Origin of the sequence: Luteococcus peritonei (assembly GCF_039526385.1) — a bacterium.
Classification (GTDB): Bacteria; Actinomycetota; Actinomycetes; order Propionibacteriales; family Propionibacteriaceae; genus Luteococcus; species Luteococcus peritonei.
In genome coordinates, this window is record NZ_BAAAIX010000007.1 from 193,850 (window position 1) to 216,402 (window position 22,553).

The following is a 22,553-nucleotide window of genomic DNA, read 5'->3' on the forward strand; positions in this document are numbered from 1 at the left end:
CCGGAAAGATGGCAGCATGACTTGAAGATTGAGCTGCTGGCGTAATTCCAGCAGTCAGGCATTGCTCGGGGGAGTAGTGGAGTTGAGCACGTGCAGCACGCCCCCCGGAGTCGTCTCCTGACGAGTCTGCTTGCCCTCCTGCTGCTCGTCCCCCTGTCCGTCGTCCTGACGTCGCCTGCAGCCGAGGCCCTCGAGGTGACTCCCTTCAACCAGTCGGCAGACCTGCTGGTCCATGGTGACTACGTGGTAGCCGGCAACGGTGTGCTCACCTGCCCGGCCGGGGCCAACTGCACGAACATGTTGACGGGCGGCGGCAGCACCAACGATGCCAACTCGATGGTCTACACGGGGCCCACCAGCACCATGCTGAACTCCTCCTCCGCGACGATCACCATCCCGTCGGGGGCCAAGATCGTGCGGGCCAAGCTGTTGTGGTCCGGCTCGATGGGCACGGCATCCCCGGCGACGACCACCTACTACTACGGCTCCTACTACCCGACCTACAACGTGCCCGCCCGGCAGACCTCCTGCTCGCCCAATACGTCCACGTACCTGAGCAATGGCCGCTTCTACTACGACGGCGCCTACTACTCCGCGACCCTGCCCGCGGGCAGCCCGGCGACCACGCAGCCGACCATCATCGTCAACGGCACGGCCACCAAGGTGCCGATCGACACCTACCGGACCGACCAGGGCATGAGCGCCGAAAATGCGGACTACTACGCCGCCTCGGGTGACGTGATGGCGGCACTGCAGAGCCTGCCCACCGGCGCCAGCCAGACGGTGACCGTGGGCAACATCTGGGCGCCGCAGGGCAACAACTGCATGGGTGGCTGGGCCCTCCAGGTGGTCTACGACTTCGGTGCCTACGTGCCCGGCAACAACGCCTCCGTGCTGCGCGAGGTCTACTCCTTCGACGGCTACGTCCGCGAGTTCTCCGGGGACAACCCCACCACCGTGACCCTCAATGGCCTCAAGGTGCAGGGAACCGGCGCCAAGGCGGCCTTCGTGGCCTACGAGGGCGACGAGGACATCGCCGGTGACTACGTCACCTACTCGGATCCGAGCACCGGCGCGACCAACCTCAACAACCCCCAGGCCGGCTCCACGAACAACATGTTCGTCGGATACTCGGACGGCTCGGTGAAATATCCGCCGTCCGGCGGGTCGACCACCTCGGGAACCTTCTACAACGGCAGCGTCGATGCGCGAACGGTGCAGCTGCCCGGCCTGGCCTCCGGTGACACCTCGATGAACCTGAAGCTGGGCACGACCCAGGACTCCTACCTGCTCCAGAACGTGACCATCTCCGTGCCCATGGCCGAGATCACCATCCTCAAGACCGCCGGCAACGGTGAGAAGGACCAGGCCATCCAACCCGGTGCCGCCCCGGACTTCCGCATCACCATCTACAACTCCGGGGCCGTCAACCTGCTCAACATGCGGGTGGAGGACGTCTCCACGCCGTCGTGCGCCATGACCCAGTCGCAACTGGATGCCCTGGTCAAGCAGACCTATTCCACCGGGCAGATCCCGGCCGGCGGCTCGGTGCAGTACACCTGTGCCGGTTCACCCACCTCCACCTCGTACGACAACACCGCCTCGGTGACGGGCTACACGCCCAACGGCCTGGTGGTCAACAACTCCGGCGTCGCCAAGGTCCTGGTGGGCACCTGGGACGTCACCAAGACCAACAAGACCCCCGACGTGCCGGTGGGCACCAATGCCACCTGGATCATCAAGGTGGCCAACACCGGCCAGGCCGACATCTACAACGTGCAGGTCACCGACCAGGCGGTGAGCGCCTGCAACAGGACGGTCGCGCTGGTGCAGGCCGGCCAGACCCTGACCTACGAGTGCCAGGGCATCGTCAACGGCACCACCACCAACTCCGTCTCCGCCACCGGCACCGCCAAGGCCACCGAGAACGCCACCATCACCGTGCCGATGACCGACACGGCCACCGCCACCCCGGTCTACGTCAGCGGCATCGACGTCACCAAGACGGCCAACAAGACGATGGCCAATGTGAACGAGGACGTCACCTTCACCTTCACCGTCAAGAACACCGGCACCTCGACGCTGAACACGGTCAGCCTCACCGACCCCGAGTTCAGCGCCTGCAACCAGACCAACATCGGCCCGTTGGCAGCCGGCGCCACCAGGACCGTCACCTGCACCGTGAAGGCCTTCACCTCGGCCGCCGCCGCGGCACTGACGAACCACGTCACCGCGGTGGGCACACCTCCCTCCGGCATCACCGTCACCGACTCCGACCAGGTGGTGGTCAACAACAAGTCGCTGAAGCTGGCCAAGTCCGCCGCCACCACCGACACCAACGGCAACGGCGTGCTCGACGCCGGTGACACCGTGCGCTACTCCTTCACCGTCACCAACACCGGCTCCAGCACGCTCACCGGCGTCAAGGTCACCGACCCGCGCCTGGCCGGCACCACCATCACCTGCACCCCCACCACCCTGGCCACCAGTGCGGTTGCCACCTGCACCGCGGCCGCCCCCTACACCGTGACCCAGGCCGACGTCGACGCCGGCACCCTGGTCAACACCGCCACCGCCACCGGCACCGCCAGCGACGGGTCCACCACCACCGGCACCGCCGCGGTGACCCTGACCCCGGTGCAGCAGCCCGCCATCGACATCACCAAGACCGCCACCCCCAGCACCGTGAACGCGGTGGGCCAGACCGTGGCCTACACCTTCGTGGTCACCAACACCGGCAACACGACGCTGACCGGCATCACGCCCACCGACCCGCTCACCGGGCTGTCGGCCGTCACCTGCCGCAATGCCGCCAACACCACGGTGGCCACCCCCACCAGCCTCGCGCCGGGCGCCGCGCTCACCTGCACGGCCAGCCGCGCCACCACCCAGGCCGACCTGAACGCCGGCCGGGTGGTCAACACCGCGAGCGTCAGCGGCACGTCCCCGAAGGGGACCGTGGTCAACGACACCGCGAGCGTGACCGTGCAGGCCACCCAGCGCCCGGCCCTGGAGATCACCAAGAGCGCCGACGCCACCACCTTCGCCACCGTCGGCCAAGTGGTCAACTACACCTTCGCCACCAGGAACACCGGCAATGTCACGCTCTCCGGCGTCACGATGTCCGACCCGATGGCCCGGCTGGCCAACCGCACCTGCACCCCGGCGCAGCCGGCGGTGCTGGCCCCCGGCCAGAGCGTCACCTGCACCGCCACGCTCACCGTCACCCAGGCCGACATCGACGGCGGGGCCATCGTCAACACCGCCAGCGTGACCGCCAACCCGCCCACCGGCAGTGCGCTGACCGGCTCCGCCTCCTGGACCGTCAGTCCCGCCACCAGCCCCGGCATCGCCCTGGCCAAGACCGCCAGCCGCGAGACCGTCACGGCGGCCGGGCAGGCCATCACCTACACCCTGACGGCCACCAACCAGGGCAACACCACCCTGTCCAACGTCCAGGTCACCGACCCGATGTCCGGCATGACCATGGGTGCCTGCACGCCCGCCCTGGGCTCCGCCCTGGCGCCCGGTGCCAAGATGACCTGCACCGGCAGCTACACCAGCACCCAGGCCGACGTGGACCGCGGCTCCATCACCAACACCGCCGCCGCGAGCGCCACCGACAGCCATGGCAGCCCGGTCAACGCCACCGCCACGAAGACGGTGGCCGCCACCCCCGCGCCGGCCATCCAGCTCACCAAGTCGGCGAACCCCTCCCAGGTCAGCGCCGCCGGACAGAGCGTCACCTACACCTTCGCGGTGCGCAACACCGGCAACGTGACGCTCTCCTCCCTGGCCCTGGCCGACCCGATGGCCGGGCTGTCGGCGATCAGCTGCGCACCCACCGCCCTGGGCGGGCAGCTGGCCCCCGGCGCCACCACCAGCTGCACCGCCACCCGGGCCACCACCGTCGCCGACATGAATGCGGGTGCGGTCACCAACACCGCCACCGCGAGCGGCACCAGCCCGGGCGGAGCGGTGGTGACCGCGCAGTCCAGTGCCAGGGTCACCGCCACCCAGACCCCGGCCTTCACCATCGCCAAGTCGGCCAGTCCCACCCAGGTCACGGCGGCCGGCCAGCGCATCACCTGGTCGATCGTGGTGACCAACAGCGGCAACGTCTCGCTGACCAACCTGCGGATCAGTGATCCCAAGGTGGCCACGCTCAGCTGCACCCCGACGGCGGCCGGCGGCGCCCTGGCGCCCGGTGCCGCCACCACCTGCACCGCCAGCTATGTCACCACCCTGGCCGACATGAACGCGGGCACCATCAACAACACCGCCTCCGCCACCCTGACCCCGCCCAGCGGGGCCGACATCAGCCACACCTCCAGCGCCGTGGTGACCACCCAGCAGACCCCCTCGCTGTCCACCACCAAGACCGGCTCGAGGTCGAGCTATGCCGCCGTGGGTGACGTGATCAACTACACGATCACCAGCACCAACACCGGCAACGTCTCGCTCAGCAATGTCCAGGTGGTCGACCCGCTGTTCCCCAGCACCTCGCCGCTGGCATGCACCCCGACGCAGGGTGGAACGCTCGCGCCGGGTGCCTCGATCACCTGCACCGGCAGCCATGCCGTCACCCAGGCCGAACTCGACGCGGGCAGCCTGGTCAACACCGCCACCGGCCGCGGGACCAACCCCGCGGGCGGCACCACCAGCAGCACCTCCACCTTCACCGCCACGGCCACCCAGAACCCGGCCTTCACCCTCACCAAGACGGCCAGCCCCGCCACCATCAGCACCGTCGGCCGGGCGATCACCTTCACGGTCGTGCTGACCAACACCGGCAACGTCTCGCTGACAGGTGCCACGATCGCCGACCCCAGGATCGGCGACTTCAGCTCCTGCACCCCGGCCCTGGGGTCCACCGTGACCCCGGGCAACACGATGACCTGCACCGGCAGCTACACCTCCACCCAGGCCGACGTGAACGCCGGTTCGATCCTGAACACCGCCACCGCCAGCGCCACCCCGCCGAGCGGCGCGGCTCTGGGCCGTACCGCCCAGGCGGTCGTCGCCATCACCCAGAACCCCGCCCTCACCCTGACCAAGACCGCCAATCCGGGCCGGGTCAGCACGGTCGGCCAGCAGGTCACCTACTCCTTCCTGGTGACCAATACCGGCAACGTCACCGCCCGGGGCATCACCGTCAGCGACCCGATGGTCGGCCTGTCGGCGGTCACCTGCCCCGTCACCACGCTGAACCCCGGTGCCTCCACCACCTGCACCGCCAACCGCACCACCACCCAGGCCGACCTGAACGCCGCCTCCGGCAAGGTGGACAACACCGCCACGGTGAATGCCACCGACGAGAACGCCAGGCCCTTCCCCGCGGTGAGCTCGAGCGCCAGCGTGGCCGTCACGCAGAACCCGGTGCTGAGCGCCACCAAGACCGCCAGCCCCACCACCGTCTCCACCGTCGGGACGCCGGTCAGCTACACCATCACGGTGCGCAACAGCGGCAACGTCGAGGTCACCGACGTGGTGCCCAGCGACAACCTGATCCCGGCCGGCGGCCTGGCCTGCACGCCCGCCCAGGGCAGCAGCCTGGCACCCGGCGCCACCATGACCTGCACCGCCACCCGCGCCACCACGCAGGGTGACCTGGACGCGGGCCGGGTGGTCAACACCGTCACCACCACCGGCACCGCACCGAACGGCAGCGCCGTCACCCCCGCCGTCGCCCAGGCCACCGTCACCGCCCGTCAGCTGCCGGACGTCAGCCTGACCAAGACGCCGAGCCGCACCACGGTGGACGCGGTGGGCGAGACCATCACCTACACCTACCAGGTGACCAACACCGGCAATGTCAGCCTCGGCTCGATGCGCGTCACGGACCCGCACCAGGGCCTGACCGCGATCAACTGCGCCGGCGTCTCCAGCCTGGTCCCCGGGGCGAGCGCCACCTGCACCGCCAGCTACTCCACCACCCAGACCGACCTGAACGCGGGGTCCATCCCGGACACCGCCACCGTGCGCGCCGAGAAGCCGGGCGGCGACGCGGCCAGCAGCGCGGACGACGTCACCGCCACCGCCTCGGCGCTGGTCACCGCCAACCAGGCGCCTGCGCTGAGCTTCTCCAAGTCGGCCAGCCAGCCCAGCTACACCACCGTCGGCCGCGTCATCACGTACACCTTCAACACCCAGAACACTGGCAATGTCGACATCGTCGACGTGCGCGTCGGCGACACCATGGCCGGGCTCTCGGCGCTCAGCTGCACCCCCGCGCAGGGCAGCACCTTGGCCCCGCAGGCCACCATGACCTGCACGGCCACCCGCACCATCACCCAGGCCGACATCGACGCGCAGCGGCTGGTCAACAACGCCACCGTCACCGGCCGCGCCCCCGACGGCAGCACCATCAGGCGCACCGCCCAGGAGACCATCACGGCCACCCTGAACCCGGCGATGACCTTCTCCAAGAGCGGCAGCCCCACCACCGTGGCCGCCGTGGGCCAGACCATCGACTACCGCTTCGCCGTGGCCAACACCGGCAACACGACCATGTCGGGGATCACGGTGGCAGACCCGATGCCCGGCCTGTCCGCCGTCACCTGCCAGGCCACCAGCCTGGCCCCCGGTGACACCACCACCTGCTCGGCCAGCTACACCACCACCCAGGCGGACCTCGACCGCGGCTCGATCCAGAACACCGCGACGCTGCGGGCCACCGACCCCGCAGGCACCGCCCTGACCCGTACCTCGAGCTTCACCGTCCAGGCCACCCAGACGCCGGAGCTCAGCCTCGACAAGACCGCGGACCGCGCGAGGGTCGAGACGGTGGGCGACGTGGTGAACTACAGCTTCCGGGTCACCAACACCGGCAACGTCACCGCCGGCGGCCTCACCGTCACCGACCTGCTGGAGGGCCTGTCGCCCATCTCCTGCCCGGCCACCTCCCTGGCGCCGGGTGCCACGATGACCTGCACGGCCAGCTACGAGACCCGGCAGTCGGACCTGGACAACGGCCGGATCGCCAACACCGCCATCGTCACCGGCACCGCGCCGGGCGACGTCGCCATCCCGCCGGCCAGCGACCAGGTGCAGGTGGCCGCCGTCCAGCGTCCGGAGCGCACCTTCGCCAAGGCTGCGAGCCCCGCGCTCGTCGACACGGTCGGCCAGGTGGTCACCTACACCTTCACCACCACCAACACCGGCAACGTGACCCTGGGCGGCGTCCGGATCACCGATCCGCTGGCGGGCCTGTCCACCCTCACCTGCCAGGTGCTGGACGCCAACGGTGCGGTGCTGCGCCCGGGCGCCGGCGCGATCGCCCTGGCCCCCGGCGAGACGAAGCGCTGCACCGCCACCTACTCGGTCAAGCAGAGCGACCTCAATGCCGGCAGCATCGCCAACACCGCCGCCTCGGCCGCCACACTGCCCGGTGGCGAGGCGATGAGCCCGCTGTCCGCGAGCGCCGTGGTCACCGCCACGCAGAACCCCGCCATCCAGTTCACCAAGGCGGCCGACACCGCCACCTACACCCGTGCCGGCCAGGTGGTCACCTACACCCTCACGCTCAGCAACACCGGAAACGTCGACCTCACCGATGCCCGGATCAGCGACCCGCTGGACGGGCTGTCGGCCCCCTCCTGCAGCCCGGCCCAGGGGAGCACGCTGGCCCCGAAGGCCACCATGCGGTGCACCGCGAACTACACGATCAAACAGGCCGACATGGACAACCTGTCGCTGCCCAACACCGCCACCGGTGCGGCCACGGTTCCTGGCGGCACCCGCCTCACGCAGGACTCCTCGCGCACCCTCACCGCCACCCTCGCCCCGTCGGTCAACCTCACCAAGTCGGCCAGCCCCAACCCGGTCACCGCGGCGGGCCAGCTGGTCACCTACTCCTTCGTGGTCACCAACACCGGCAATGCCACCCTCTCGGGGGTCGCGGTGGCCGATCCGCTGCCCGGGCTGTCCGCCCCGACCTGCCCGCAGACCACCCTGGCTCCCGGCGACTCGACCACCTGCACCGCCACGATGACCACCACCCAGGCGCACATCGATGCGGGCCGGCTGGCCAACACCGCCACCGCCAGCGGCACCGACCCGGCCGGGACCACCGTCACCAAGCAGGCCAGCGCGGTGCTGCAGGTGACCCAGGACCCGGCCCTGACGCTGACCAAGACCGCCGACGTGGAGCGCGTCACCGCGGCGGGCCAGCAGGTCACCTACACCTTCGTGGTGCGCAACACGGGCAACACCACGATCAACCAGATCGCCGTCAGCGACCCGATGTTCAGCCCGAACGCGGTCTCCTGCCCGGCCTCCAGCCTGACCCCCGGGGCCAGCACCACCTGCACCCGCACCTGGACCGTCACCCAGGCCCAGATCGACGCCGGTGGCTTCACCAACACCGCCACCGCCACCGGTGCCACCGCCAGCGGCGCACCGGTGCCGCCGGCCACCGGAAGCGCCACGGTCGACGCCCCGGCCGATCCGTCCTGGACCTTCGTGAAGACCGCTGACGACACCACCGTCGACCGGATCGGGCAGACCGTCACCTACACCCTGGTGGTCACCAACACCGGCAACGTCACCCTGGACAACGTCTTCATGAGCGACCCCAAGGTGGGCCCGAACCGACTGTTCGACTGCTACGTGCTCAATGCCGATGGCTCGCGCTCGATGGACGCCCCGGGCGCCATCAGCCTGCTGCCGGGCCAGCAGAAGGTCTGCCACGGTGCTCGCACCTTCACCCAGCCTGACTTCGAGGTGCCGGATCCGGTGGCCGCCACCACCGGCATCGACTGGACCAACCAGGCCACGGTCAATGCCGTCACCCCGGACGGCACCGCGCTGCCCACGCTGTCCTCCAGCCCGGCGGCGGGGCAGCTGGCCGGCCCCACCACCGTCTACCTGGTCCCGAAGCCCGACTTCGAGATGACCAAGGTGGCCGACGTGAGCGGCTTCACCCACGCCGGGCAGCAGATCACCTACCAGATCACCGCCACCAACACCGGCAACGTGGAACTCAACGACGTCCGGGTGACCGACGTCCTCAGCCCGCTGCAGATGACCTGTGCCCCGGCGCTGGGCAGCACCCTGCAGCCGGGCGAGGTGATGCAGTGCACCGCCGTCTACACCTCCACCGTGGGTGACACCGGCGTCGGCGCGATCGTCAACTCCGCCAGCGCGCGGGGCACCGACAACCAGGGCGCCATCCACACCGCCACCGACGCCGCGGTGGTGGAACTGCGCTACGTGGGCGCTACCGGCATGGCGCTGGACAAGACCGCCAGCCCCTCGGTGGTCACCCGTGGCGGGCAGGAGGTCACCTACACCTTCACGGTGACCAACCTGGGTGAGTCCCTGCTCGACAACATCGTCCTCACCGACGGCATGGCCGGGCTCTCCGCGATCAACTGCCCGTCCACCAGCCTGGACCCGGCGGGCGACCAGATGAAGTGCACCGCCACCTACACCGTCACCCAGGCCGACATCGACCGCAAGAGCATCGTCAACACCGCCCGGCTCGAGGCCACCTCGGCCGGCCGGCAGCTCGACCCGACCACCGCCACCGCGACGGTGACCGCGCAGCACCAGCCGAGGCTGACGCTGGCCAAGACCGGGACGCCGCGCGACGCGGCCGTCGACACCGTGGGCGACCAGGTGGACTACAGCTTCACCGTCACCAACACCGGCAACGTGGCGATGGCAGACATCACCCTCACCGACCCGATGCCCGGCCTCAGCACGCCCACCTGCCAGGCGAACAGCCTGGCGCCGGGTGCCAGCACCACCTGCACCGCGACGCTGAGCGTCAACCAGGCCCAGCTGGACCAGCGCACCATCAGGAACACCGCCACGGTGAGCGCCTCGGACCTGGAGGGCAAGGCCTTCAGCGCCACCGCTGCAGCCCAGGTGCCCACCACCTGGGTCAGCGGCGTCACGCTGACCAAGACGGCCGACCCCACCGAGATCAGCCAGGTGGGCCAGGGCGTCACCTACACCTTCACCCAGACCAACACCGGTCGGGTCACCCTGTACGGCCTGCGGCTGGTCGACTCGCTCGCCGGCCGGATGACCACACCGGTCTGCACCCCCAGCACCACCCAGCTGGCCCCGGGGGCCAGCCGCACCTGCACCGCCAGCCTCACCGTCACCCAGGCCGACCTCGACGCCGGCGGCATCGTGAACGACGCTGGCCTGACCACCACGCTGCCCGATGCCAGCGTGGGCCCCCAGGCCCAGGCCAGCGCCGTCGTCACCGCGCAGCGCACCAGCTCCATCGAGGTCACCAAGAACGTCGACCAGGCCACCTACTCGCAGGTGGGCCAGCAGCTCAACTACACGATCGTGGTGCGCAACACCGGCAACGTCTCGGCCACCGGTGTCCAGGTGAGCGACTCGCTGCCCGGCATCTCCGCGCTGAGCTGCACCCCGGCCCTGGGCTCCACGCTCGGCGGTGCCGGGACACCCAACGACACCATGACCTGCACCACCTCCTACCAGGTCGGGCAGGCCGACCTCGACGCCAGGAGCGTCAGCAACACCGCCACTGCCACGGCGGGGTCGGCCACCGGGCCGCTGACCGACGACAGCGAGCCGGCGGTCTCCACGGCCCAGCTCGACTCGCGGATCGCCATGACCAAGTACGCCGACCCGAGCCAGGTGAGCGCGGCCGGCCAGGTGGTGACCTACACCTTCGAGGTGCGCAACACCGGCAATGCGACCGTCCATGACCTGACGGTCAGTGACGTCTTCACCCGCGGTGGCGACCTGGCCACGCTGACCCCCAGCTGCCCCCGAACCACCCTGGCGCCGACCGAGCAGACCACCTGCACCGTCAGCCACACGGTGACCCAGACCGACATCGACCAGGGCGTGCCGGCCCAGCAGCTGGGCCTGGCCAACACCGCCACCGCCAGCGCCACCGCCCCCGACGGGGCCACGGTCACCACCACCGATGCCACCGAGGTGCAGGTGGTGCAGAACCCGGCCATCACGATGGACAAGACGGTCAGCTCGGCCAAGACCGACGCCGCCGGGGAGCCCACCTACGACGCGGTCGGCGACGTGCTGCGCTACACCATCAAGATCACCAACACCGGCAACGTGACCGTGCTGGCCGGCGAGCTGACCGACCCCTTGCTCAGCAATGTCAGCTGTGACGCCTACAGCCTGGCTCCCGGCGGCGTGGCCACCTGCACCGGTGACTACACCGTCACGCAGCACGACATCGACGCGGGCACGGTGCACAACACGGCCACCGCCACCGCGCGCGACGAGGCCGGTGACCCGGTGCGGGCCCAGGACAGCGTCGACGTCGCCGCCCGGCTCGACTCCCGCCTCCTGCTGACCAAGACGGGCAGCCCCACCGGGGTCAGCACGCTCGGCGAGACGGTGACCTACACCTTCGTCGCCACCAATGCCGGCAACACCACGCTGTCGAATGTCTTCATCAGCGACCCGATCCCCAGCCTCAGCATGCCGCTGGTCTGCCGGGTCCGGGCCACCGACGGCACGACCCGGCCCGGTTCCGGGCCGGTCTCGCTGGCGCCGGGTGAGGTCAAGACCTGTACCGCGACGCGTCCGGCCAACCAGGCCGACATCGACGCCGGCATCATCACGAACACCGCCACCGTCACCGCCGACGACCCCGTGGGCCCGCTCGACCCGGTGGCCGCCTCCGCGGTGACCACGGTGGAGCAGACCCCCCGCCTGGAGACCACCAAGACCACCAGCCGCGCCGAGTACAGCCACGTCGGTGAGGTGGTGGGCTACACGATCACCGTCCGCAACACCGGCAACACCTCCGTGGCGGGCGTGCGGATCAGCGACAGCATGCTGGGGCTGACCGATCTGGTCTGCACCCCCGGGCAGGGCAGCACGCTGGGCGCGGGCCAGTCGATGAGCTGCACGACCAGCCACACCGTCACCCAGGCCGACATCGATGCCAGGTCGATCACCAACATCGCCTCGGCCAGCGGCACCGACCCGAAGGGAGCGAGCGTCACCGACGCCTCCGAACCGGTGGTCTCCACCGCGGTCCTGTCGCCCGGCATCGACCTGGTCAAGCGCGTCAACCCCAACTCGGTGCTCAGGGCCGGGGACCGGGTCACCTACACCTTCGTGGCCACCAACACCGGCAACACCACGCTCTACGGGGTGGAGATCAGCGACCCGCACCCGGGCCTGTCGGCCATCAGCTGCGACCAGGCAGCGGCGCCCTACCGGCTGCAGCCGGGCGGTGTCCTGGAGTGCACCGCCAGCTACCAGGTCACCCAGGAGGACATCGACGGGGCCCGTCCCGAAGCCGGCATCGGCATCGACAACACCGCCGGCGTGCGCGGCACCGACCCGGCGGGCACCGTCGTGGGCGACGAGGCCAGCACTACGCTGCAGGTGCAGCACCGGCCGTCCCTGGCGATGACCAAGGTGGCCTCGCCGGACACCTATGACGCCGTCGGTGACGAGATCACCTACACCTTCACGATCACCAACGACGGCAACGTGACGCTGCACGACCTGGACCTGACGGACCCGATGCCCAACATCTCGCCGATCACCTGCGACCGGGACCTGGCCGCAGACCTGCGACCCGGTGGGGTGGTCACCTGCACCATGACCAAGACCATCTACCAGGTGGGCCTCGACGTGGGCCAGATCAGCAACACCGCCACCGTCCACGGCCATGACCCCGACGGCGCCGAGAGCAGCCCCACCCAGGCCAGCGAGGTCATCACCGCGGTGCAGCAGCCCGCCATGACGCTGACCAAGGACAGCGACGTGGAGACCGTCAACGCGGTGGGCGACCCGGTCACCTACACCTTCGTGATGACCAACACCGGCAACGTGACGCTGTCCAATGTCTTCATCAGCGACCAGCTGCCCGGGCTGAGCAATCCCCTGGTCTGCACCATCACGGGGACCGACGGCAGCACCCGCGCCGGCAACGGGCCGGTCTCGGTGGCCCCGGGGGAGAAGAAGACCTGCACCGGCACCCGGCGCACCACCCAGACGGACCTGGACGCCGGCAGCATCGTCAACACCGCCCAGGTGGACGCCGGCTCGCCGAAGGGCCCCGTGGCACCGGTCACGGCCGGCAACACCGTGACGGCCGTGCAGAGCTCCTCCATCCTGCTGGAGAAGGCGGTCACGCCCACCCGGGTGGCCACGGCCGGTGACACCGTGACCTACACGCTGTCCATCACCAACACCGGCAGCGTCACGCTGCGCGACATCCGGATCCAGGACGACATGGCCGGGCTGGAGAACTTCCGCTGCGACGCGGTCGATCCGGGCGCAGACCCGAGCGCCCCGCTGGCCTACTCGCTGGCACCGCAGGGCACCATCCACTGCATGGCGGACAAGAAGGTCACCGCCGAGGAGATGAACCAGGCCCGACTGGTCAACACCGCCACGGTGCAGGCCACCAGCCCGGACCCGAAGCAGCCGACCGTCTCGTCCACCTCCAGCGCCACGCTGATCCCGGTCCACACCCCGAAGCTGGAGCTCACCAAGAGCGCCGGGCAGACGCTGGTCACCCGGGCCGGGCAGCAGGTGCCCTTCAGCTTCACCGTCACCAACACCGGCAACGTGGAGATCGCCCAGGTCAGCGTCAGCGATCCGCTGATCACCGAGGCCGTGGCCGCCGGCCGGGCCGGCAACAGCCTGCCGGTCTGCGCGCAGACCACGCTGGCCGTCGGCCAGGCCACCACCTGCACCGCCACCTATGTGGCCACCCAGGCCGACGTGGACGCGGGCCGGATCAACAACACGGCGGAGGCCACCGGCGTCGATCCGATCGGCGGGGACCCGGTGCAGCCCGGCACGGCCCAGGCCGAGGTGCCGGTGAGCCAGACGCCCCGGGTCTCGCTCACCAAGGACCCCGCCGACCGCGGCCAGGTGGCGGCGCTGGGGGACAACGTCCCCTTCACGCTGGTGCTGACCAATGACGGCAACGTGACCCTCAACGACGCCCGCGTCGATGACGGCTCGGAGGCGCTCACCTCGATCACCTGCCTCCCCGCCCAGCCGGCTGTGCTGGCCCCCGGACAGAAGATGACCTGCACCGCCAACGTGACCGCCGTCCAGGCCGACCTGGACGCCGGACAGGTCTACAACTACGCCTTCGGCAAGGCGAAGACCCCCACCGGGCAGGAGGTGGCGGAGGTCTCCGCCGACGCCACCGTGCCCACCGTCAAGGGCACCAGCTCGGCCACCTTCTCCAAGACGGCCGCCCCGGCTGCCGTCACCCAGGTGGGTGAGCAGGTCACCTACACCTTCACGGTCACCAATACCGGCACGCTGACCGTGTACAGCCCCTACGTCACCGACGAGCACCCCGGCCTGAGCGCCCTGGACTGCCGCCGGGACGCCTTCGACCCGCTCCCGCCGGGCAGGTCCTACGAGTGCACCGCCAGCTACACCGTCACCCAGGCCGACCTGGACGCGGGCCGGATCGACAACACCGCCTCGCTCGCGTGGACCGATCCCAGCACCTGGCAGCCCAGGCAGCTGACCGGCAAGGCCAGCGTGGCCGCCACGCAGAAGCCCGCGCTGGTGACCACCAAGACCTCCGACCGGAGCACGGTCAACGCGGCCGGCGACGTGGTCAACTACACCTTCCGCGTGGCCAACACCGGCAACGTGACCACCGAGTCCGTGCAGGTGAGCGATCCGCTGCCGGGGCTGTCCCCGCTGCGCTGCCTCGACGCGGGGGGCACCGCCATCGCCCTGCCCGCCACCATCGCGGCCGGCAGCAACATCGTCTGCCAGGCCAGCTACACCGTGACCCAGGACGACATGGACGCCGGTAGCGTGGTCAACACGGCGGCGGCCAGCGGACGCACCGCGCTGGGCCAGGCGGTCGGTTCCACCACGGGCGAGAGCGTCGTGGGCGTCAACCACGACCCCTCGATCCGGATGGCCAAGGTGGCCGACACCAGCCTGGTGCAGAAGGTGGGCGACAAGGTCACCTACACCGTCACCGCCACCAACACGGGCAACGTGAGCATCGCGCAGGCCACCATCACCGACCCGATGACCTTCGACTCCTGGTCCTGCCTCCCCGCCGCCGGGTCCAGCCTGGCGCCCCAGCAGACGATGACCTGCACCGGCGTCTACAGCGTCGTCCACAACGACCTGGAGGCCGGCCAGGTCACCAACCTGGCCAGCTTCACCGGCACCGACCCGGCGGGCCAGCAGATCAGCGGCGAGGCGGGCACCACCGTGTCCGCGCTCTACAACCCGAAGATGGCCTTCACCAAGGAGGTCTCCGCGCCCACCAACTGGAGGGCCGGCGACCTCATCACCTACACCTTCCACGTCAGCAATGTGGGCAACATGGACGCCTACCACGTCTTCGCCCGCGACACGATGGCGGACCTCTCCGCCACCACCTGCACCGTCGACGGCACCGGTGAGGTGGTCAGCCAGGACAACACCGAGGCCTTCCCGCCCGGTCTGTCGGTCACCTGCGTCGCCACCTACGTGGCCAAGCAGGCCGACGTGGACCGCGGCTTCGTCACCAACACGGCCACGCTGACCGCCTCGGAGGCCACTGGCCAGACCTTCCCCACCGAGGTCGCCAGCGCCACGACCGCCACCGAGCAGACCGCCTCCATGACGATGGACAAGTCCGCCGACGTGGCCCAGTACACCCGGGTGGGCCAGCAGATCGGCTACACCTTCACCATCACCAACACCGGCCAGCTCACGATCTCCGGCGGCCAGATCTCCGACCGGATGGCGGGCCTGGGCGCGATCTCCTGCGACACCTACGGCATCGCACCGGGGCAGGTGGCCACCTGTCGCGCCGGCTACGTCGTCACCCAGGCCGACATGGACCGCGGCAGCCTGCTCAACACGGCCAGCGCCCAGGGCCGCGATCCGCAGGGAGCGACCGTCGGGCCGGTCCAGGACAGCCTGGCCCTGAAGGCTGTCACGAGGCCGGAGCTGAGCCTGACCAAGCAGTCGCAGACCTCCCAGGTCACCCGTGCCGGTGAGGTGGTGCAGTTCACCCTGTCCGCCACGAACACCGGGGACGTGACCGCCTCCGACGTGACCGTGGCCGACCCGGGAGCCACCATCACCGGCTGTGACCAGGCCGTCCCGGCCAGCCTGCCGCCGGGGCAGAGCCTGAACTGCACCGTGGACTACGTGGTGACCCAGGACGACATCAACCGCGGCAGCCTGGTGAACACCGCCTCGGTGGAGGGCCTCGACCCGCACGGCGTCGCCATCCGCCGCGCCTTCGGCAGCCGTGCCGTGGCGGCCCAGCGCGCCGCCTCGGTGGAGCTCACCAAGCGGGCGGACAAGGCCACCTTCGACAGGTTGGGCGAGACGATCACCTACACCTTCACCGCCCGCAATTCCGGCAACACGACGCTCTTCGGCGCCACCATCAGCGACCCGATGGAGGGCCTCTCGGCGCTCACCTGCACGCCGGGCCAGCCGGCCGACCTGGATCCGGGTGAGGTGCTCACCTGCACCGCCACCTACCAGGTGAGCCAGGCGGACCTGGACCGTGGCACGCTGTCCACCACCGCCCACGTCGCCGCCGAGAACCTGGGTGGAAACCCGGACGACCCCGCCGACGACGTGACCGCCGAGGCGGACACCACGCTCACCGGCATCAGCCGCCCGGCGCTGGGCCTGGTCAAGACCACCGACACCGCGACGGTGGCCGCGCTGAGCGACACCATCACCTACAGCTTCGCGGTGACCAACACCGGCAACACGACGCTGCACGACGTCAAGGTCTCCGACCCCTTCACCGCGCAGGGCATGAGCCCGATCAGCTGCCCGGCCTCCAGCCTGGTGCCGGGGGAGACCATGACCTGCACCGCCACCTTCAACCCGGCGCAGAAGGACCTGGACGACGGCACGATCGTGAACCGCGCCACCGCCACCGGCATCGACCCGTTCAACAGCCCGGCCCAGCCGGGCGTGGGCACCGCCAGGGTCGCGGTGGACCAGAAGCCGGACTACAACCTCACGAAGTCCGCCGACCACGTGCTGGTCAGTGAGGTGGGCGAGCAGGTGCTCTACACCTTCATCGGCAAGAACACCGGCAATGTCACCCTGCACGTGGTGGAGATCAGCGACCCGCTGGAGGGCCTGCTGAAGCCGAATCCGGACAATGCCACCCCGTCCGAGGATCCCGGGCTGAGCTGCTACCCGGCTCTGCCGGCCGACCTGCCGCCCGGCGAGCAGGTGGTCTGCCGCGCCTTCTACCACGTCACCCAGGCCGACCTGGACCGTGGCCAGCTGGTCAACACTGCGGCCATCAACGGCCGGGACCCGAAGGGCAACAAGCTGCCAGAGAAGACCGCCGACGAGACCATCCAGACCGTGCCCTCGCAGACCAACATCGGCGTCACCAAGACCCCGGTGGTGGTGGACGCCTCCGCGCCCGGAGGGGAGCAGGGCAACACCCTGCTGGCCGACGAGGTGGGCGATGTCATCACCTATGTCTTCACCGTCGTGAACACCGGCAACCAGACGGCCACCGAGGTGACCCTGGACGACCCGATGTTCGCACCGGAGGAGATCTCCTGCGGACCGAACGGCTCGGTCCAGCTGCCCACCGTGCTGGGGCCCGAACAGGGCCTGCAGTGCACGGCCAGCCACACCGTGACCCAGGCTGACCTGGACGGCACCAGCCCCCACCGGAGGGCGAAGCTCGCCACCTACGACCAGATCGAGGCCCCGGACGGTCAGACGGTGCCCGTCCCGGTCTTCGACGGCGACGAGCCGGTGCTGGGGGACGACGATCCGCGCCAGACCACCGAGCCCAGCATCTTCAACCGGGCCGCGGTCTCCGCCACCCTGCCGGGCGTCCGTGACCCGCAGACCGGCCAGACCGGTGCACCGCGCCGGGTGCACCAGATCGGCGAGGCCGCCGTCCCGGTGGCCACCGAGCCCTCCTTCACCCTCACCAAGCAGGCCGACCGGTCGGACTTCTCCGCGGTGGGCGACCCGATCAGCTATGGCTTCACGCTGACCAATACCGGCACCACGACGCTGAGCGGCCTGGTCTTCATCGACCCGCTGCTGGCGGGAGCCGAGGGTGACGAGCAGGCGGCCTGTCTGGACACCGACGGCCAGCCGCTGGACATGTCCACGGTGACCGTCGCGCCCGGGGCCAGCTTCACCTGCCGCCCGGCCGCCTACCGGGTGACCCAGGCCGACCTGGACCGTGGCCGGATCGACAACCAGGTGACGGCGGTCGCCGTCAGTCCGTCCGTCGTGCCCGGCGAGACTGTCGCCCTGGACCCGCAGACGGCGCGACACACGGTCGCGGCCACCCAACAGCCCTCGCTGAGCTTCACCAAGAGCAGCGATGCCACCGGTCGGGTGCTGCCCGGCACCGTGGTGACCTATACCTTCGCCATGGCCAACATCGGCAATGTCACGACCGTGGTCAACCAGCTCTCCGACCAGCTCGAGGGGCTCTCGGTGCCGGTCTGCGAGAAGCCGCTGCCCGCCACCCTGGCGCCCGGCGAAACCAACACCTGCACCGCTGGCTACACGGTGACCGACGCCGATGCCGACGCCGGCACGGTGGACAACACCGCGCAGGTTGGCGTCGCCGACCCGGCCGGTGACCCGGTGACCGTGCCCCCGTCCAGCGCGGTCGTCGAGGTGGAGGGCAGCCCCTCGGTGACGCTGGTCAAGGCCGCGGACCTGCGCGACACCAACGGCGACGAGCTGGGCCAGGCCGGGGAGCAGGTGGCCTACACCATCTCGGCCACCAATACCGGCAACGTCACGCTGCGCGAGGCGGTGCTGAGCGACCCGATGCTGGGCTCGGCGATGAGCTGCACGCCGGCTCAGACCGAACCGCTGGCGCCGGGTGCCGTCCGCACCTGCGTCGGCATCCACACCATCACCGCCGACGAAGCCGCCGCTGGGCTGCTCTCCAACACCGCCAGCTTCAGCGCCCCGGCCTTGTGCCAGGGGCCCATGGCCGGTGGGGAACTGGTGATGCAGGCCGCGTCGACCTCCTGCCCGCCGGTGCGGGTGACGGCCTCGATCGCCACCTCGGTGATCCCGCCGGTTCCCACCCCGCCGGCTCCGACCCCTCCGGTCCCGACCCCGCCGACGGCCGCCCCGTCGGCTCCGACCCCGCCGGCGGCCACCCCGTCGGCTTCCACCCCGCCGGCGGCGCAGCCGGCCGCCAACCCGCCGGCGCACCCCACCCTGCCCAACACCGGATCCGACGTCCCGGCCTGGCTGCTGGCCCTAGGCTTGCTGCTGACCGCGGCCGGTGTGGTCCTCATCGCCCGCAAGAAGAAGGAGAACGCGTGACCATCCCCCGTACGTCCGCAACCCTCGTCGCCTCCGCCCTCGTGGCAGCCACCGCCCTGGCCGGCTGCACCTCCACGGAGGAGACGAAGGAGACGACCACCACCACGGCTGCCCCCACCGTGACGGCGCCGCCGCTGCCCAAGGAGCCCACCTTCGCCGGGACCCCGGCCGGCGCGGTGATGGACGTCAAGGTGGTGGACTGCCCCACCGACCCGGGGGAGCGCACCGCGAAGCTGGAACTCACCAATTCCAGCAAGAAGCCGCGTGACTACGCGATCATGGTGATCTGGCTGAAGAACGGCTCCGGTACCCCGCTGGGCTCCACCCTGGTGCAGCACAAGGCCGCCGCGCCGGGCAAGAAGACCACGCTGAGCGCCAAGGCCAAGGTGGTCGAGAAGGCGGACAAGTGCGTGCTGAACGTCAAGGCAGGGACCCTCAAGTAGTGTCCGGCGCCATCTCCACCCGCCGCCGCCGGGGCGCCTCGCCCACGACGGTGGTGGGTCTGGTGCTGCTGCTGGTCGGCCTGTCCATCCTGGGCTGGGCTGCCTGGCAGTTCTTCGGCACCAACATCACCTCGCGTCGCCAGGCCGAGCAGACCACCGCCCAGCTGCAGCAGCAGTGGCGCACCGCCGACGCGAAGACGCCGGAGTTCTCCAGCGCCGACGGCCAGCCGGTCGCCCTGCTGCGCATCCCGGACCTGGGCCCGGACCACCAGTGGCCGGTCCTGGCCGGCACCTCCACCGATGCGCTCTCCCAGGGTGTGGGCTGGTACGCCGACACCGCCGGGCCCGGCCAGGTGGGCAACTTCGCCGTGGCCGGCCACCGGGTCACCCACGGCGAACCCTTCCGGCGCCTGCTGGAGCTCAAGCAGGGCTCCACAGTGGTGGTGGAGACCCGTGACTCCGTCTACACCTATGCCCTCGACAATGCGCCGCGCGAGCTGACCGTGGCCGACACCGCCTCCTGGGTGCTGGACCCGGTACCCGGCAGGCCCGCGCAGAAGCCCAGCCGCGAACTGATCACCCTGACCACCTGTCAGGACCTCTTCCACTCGCCGGACCGCTCGGTGGCCTTCGGGCACCTGGTGTCCAAGACGGACAAGAAGCCGGCCCGCTAGCACTAGCCTTGCTGCCATGACCGACCGCGAAGAGCTCATCGAGCACGTCAAGCAGCTGGCCGTGGTGCACGGCCGCGTCACCCTGGCCAGCGGCAAGCAGGCCGACTACTACGTCGACATGCGCCGCGTCACCCTCGACGGCGCCGCCTCCCCGTTGGTGGGCCGCGTGATGCGCGAGCTGGTGGCCGACTGGGACTTCGACGCCGTGGGCGGCCTGACCCTGGGCGCCGACCCGGTGGCCACCGCCATGCTGCACGCCGCGGCTGCCCAGGGCGGCCGGCTCGACGCCTACGTGGTGCGCAAGGCGGAGAAGGCGCACGGCATGCAGCGCCGCATCGAGGGCACCGAGGTGGCCGGGCGACGCGTGCTCGTCGTCGAGGACACCTCCACCACCGGAGGCTCCGCGCTGACCGCCGTGGAGGCGGTGCGCGAGGCCGGTGGCGAGGTGGTGGGTGTCGCCTGCGTCGTGGACCGCAACACCGGTGCCCGCGAGGCGATCGAGGCGCAGGGCCTGCCCTACCGCTTCGCCGTCGGGCTGGCCGACCTGGGCCTGTGAGCCGTACGCGCTGGGCGTAGCGCGCGCCCCGACGCCGGGGCCCGGCCACCGGTTAGTGTGGTCACGAGCTTCCTAGAGAGTGGAGATTGCCATGGGTTGGACCCTCCTGCTGGTGCTGCTGGGCATTCTGGTGCTGGCCGGCGTGCTGTTCATCGCGCCGTACAACTCCTTCATCCGGCAGCGCAACGTGATCCAGGAGTCCTGGCGCCAGGTCGACGTCGAGCTGAACCGCCGCTACGAGCTGATCCCGAACCTGGTGGAGACCGTGCGCGCCTATGCCGGTCATGAGCGCAACACCATCGAGGAGATCACCCGGCTGCGCTCCCAGGCGATGCAGCTGGCCCAGGCGAACCCGGGCGAGACGCCCGACCCGCAGCGCGCCCAGGTTGAGGAGCAGCTGACCGGGGCCGTGCGCGGCCTGATGGTCAGCGTCGAGGCCTACCCGGAGCTCCGCAGCAACCAGAACTTCGCCGAGCTGCAGCGCGAGCTGACCAACACCGAGGACCGGATCGCGGCGGGGCGTCGCTTCTACAACGCCAACGTGCGCGCCTACAACACCAAGGTCGAGTCGGTGCCCAGCAATGTGGTGGCCAACATGTTCGGCTTCAGGAAGGCCACCTACTTCGAGGTGAACGACCAGGCCGTGCGCCAGGCCCCGGACGTGAACTTCGGCGAGATCTCCTACCGTGGTGACCCCGAGACCACCCTTCGCCCCGGCGTGAACCAGGTGGCCGCCGACGCGCCCGCGGAGCTGCCCAACCCGCAGTCGCAGCCCGCGCAGCCCACCGTCACCTGGAACGAGCCGACGCAGCAGCGGATGCCCGACGAGCAGCAGCGCTGAGGCGCGGCCACACACTGTCGCAGGGCCCTGACCTCTTCGGTCGGGGCCCTGCGTCGTGCTGGGCTGGTGTGGCGCAGCAGACCACGTGAGGAGATGCAGATGCAGCAGGAGACGAGGCCGGACTGGCGGGTGATGGAAGTCGACGAGCTGTGGGCCCTGGTGCCGCCCGTCGACGGCCGACCCGCGCTGGTGGCGGTGGACGGCCGCTCCGGCTCCGGCAAGACCACCTTCGCCACCCGGCTGGCCACGCGCCCCGGCGTGGTCCTGCTGCACACCGACGACATCGCCTGGCACCACTCCTTCTTCGACTGGCACGCCAACCTGGCCCGCCACGTGCTGCAGCCGCTGCGGCAGGGGCAGGCGGTGGCCCATCGGCCGCAGGCCTGGATCGATCGGGGGCGAGAGGGTGCCATGGAGGTGCCGGCCGGGGCCACGGCCGTCGTGGTGGAGGGGGTGAGTGCCTCGCATCGGCGGCTGGACGGCTTGTTCGACCTGGCGCTGTGGGTGGAGACCGACCCGCGCGAGGCACACCGCCGCTGCGTCGAGCGCGACGGGATCGAGGAGCTCGACTTCATCGCCGAATGGGATGCGGCCGAGGTGCCATTCCTGGCCGCTGATGCGCCCTGGCGACGCGCCGACCTGCTGGTGGACGGGGATCCCCGGCTGCCGCACGATCCGGCCCGCCAGGTGGTGGTGGCCCGCCCGTCCTGGCCACAGACGACGACGCCCCCGTCGCGATGACGGGGGTGCCGGTGCAGCGGAAGGTGGCG

The 22,553-nt window shown here is 70.5% G+C and carries 6 protein-coding genes; all 6 read left to right on the forward strand.

The genetic code is table 11. The features are described 5' to 3' along the window. Nucleotides 1-195: 195 nt before the first annotated feature. Nucleotides 196-19,269, forward strand: a complete 19,074-nt coding sequence (locus ABD073_RS03315; protein WP_343872372.1) for a DUF7507 domain-containing protein — start codon at nucleotides 196-198, stop codon at nucleotides 19,267-19,269. Beyond that, nucleotides 19,266-19,712 (forward strand): hypothetical protein, encoded by a 447-nt coding sequence (locus ABD073_RS03320; protein ID WP_343872374.1) that lies wholly within the window; start codon nucleotides 19,266-19,268, stop codon nucleotides 19,710-19,712. The genes ABD073_RS03315 and ABD073_RS03320 overlap by 4 nt, the downstream gene beginning before the upstream one ends. Continuing rightward, entirely contained in the window at nucleotides 19,712-20,386 is a 675-nt protein-coding gene (locus ABD073_RS03325; RefSeq protein WP_343872375.1) for a class E sortase, read from the forward strand. Before ABD073_RS03320 ends, ABD073_RS03325 begins: the two co-directional genes overlap by 1 nt. Before the next feature lie 16 nt (nucleotides 20,387-20,402). After that, entirely contained in the window at nucleotides 20,403-20,942 is a 540-nt protein-coding gene (pyrE, locus tag ABD073_RS03330) for an orotate phosphoribosyltransferase (RefSeq protein WP_343872376.1), read from the forward strand. A 91-nt stretch (nucleotides 20,943-21,033) separates the two neighbouring features. Further along, nucleotides 21,034-21,783, forward strand: coding sequence for a LemA family protein (locus tag ABD073_RS03335; protein ID WP_343872377.1), 750 nt, complete (start codon nucleotides 21,034-21,036; stop codon nucleotides 21,781-21,783). A gap of 99 nt (nucleotides 21,784-21,882) precedes the next feature. Further along, a complete protein-coding gene (locus tag ABD073_RS03340; protein WP_343872379.1) occupies nucleotides 21,883-22,524 on the forward strand; it encodes a uridine kinase family protein in 642 nt (213 codons plus the stop codon). The last annotated feature ends 29 nt before the right edge of the window (nucleotides 22,525-22,553 follow it).

Excerpts from the sequence above, each read along its gene's own strand:
- ABD073_RS03340 (WP_343872379.1), top strand. The coding sequence starts at position 21,883 with ATGCAGCAGGAGACGAGGCCGGACTGGCGGGTGATGGAAGTCGACGAG.
- pyrE (WP_343872376.1), top strand. The coding sequence starts at position 20,403 with ATGACCGACCGCGAAGAGCTCATCGAGCACGTCAAGCAGCTGGCCGTG.
- ABD073_RS03335 (WP_343872377.1), top strand. The coding sequence starts at position 21,034 with ATGGGTTGGACCCTCCTGCTGGTGCTGCTGGGCATTCTGGTGCTGGCC.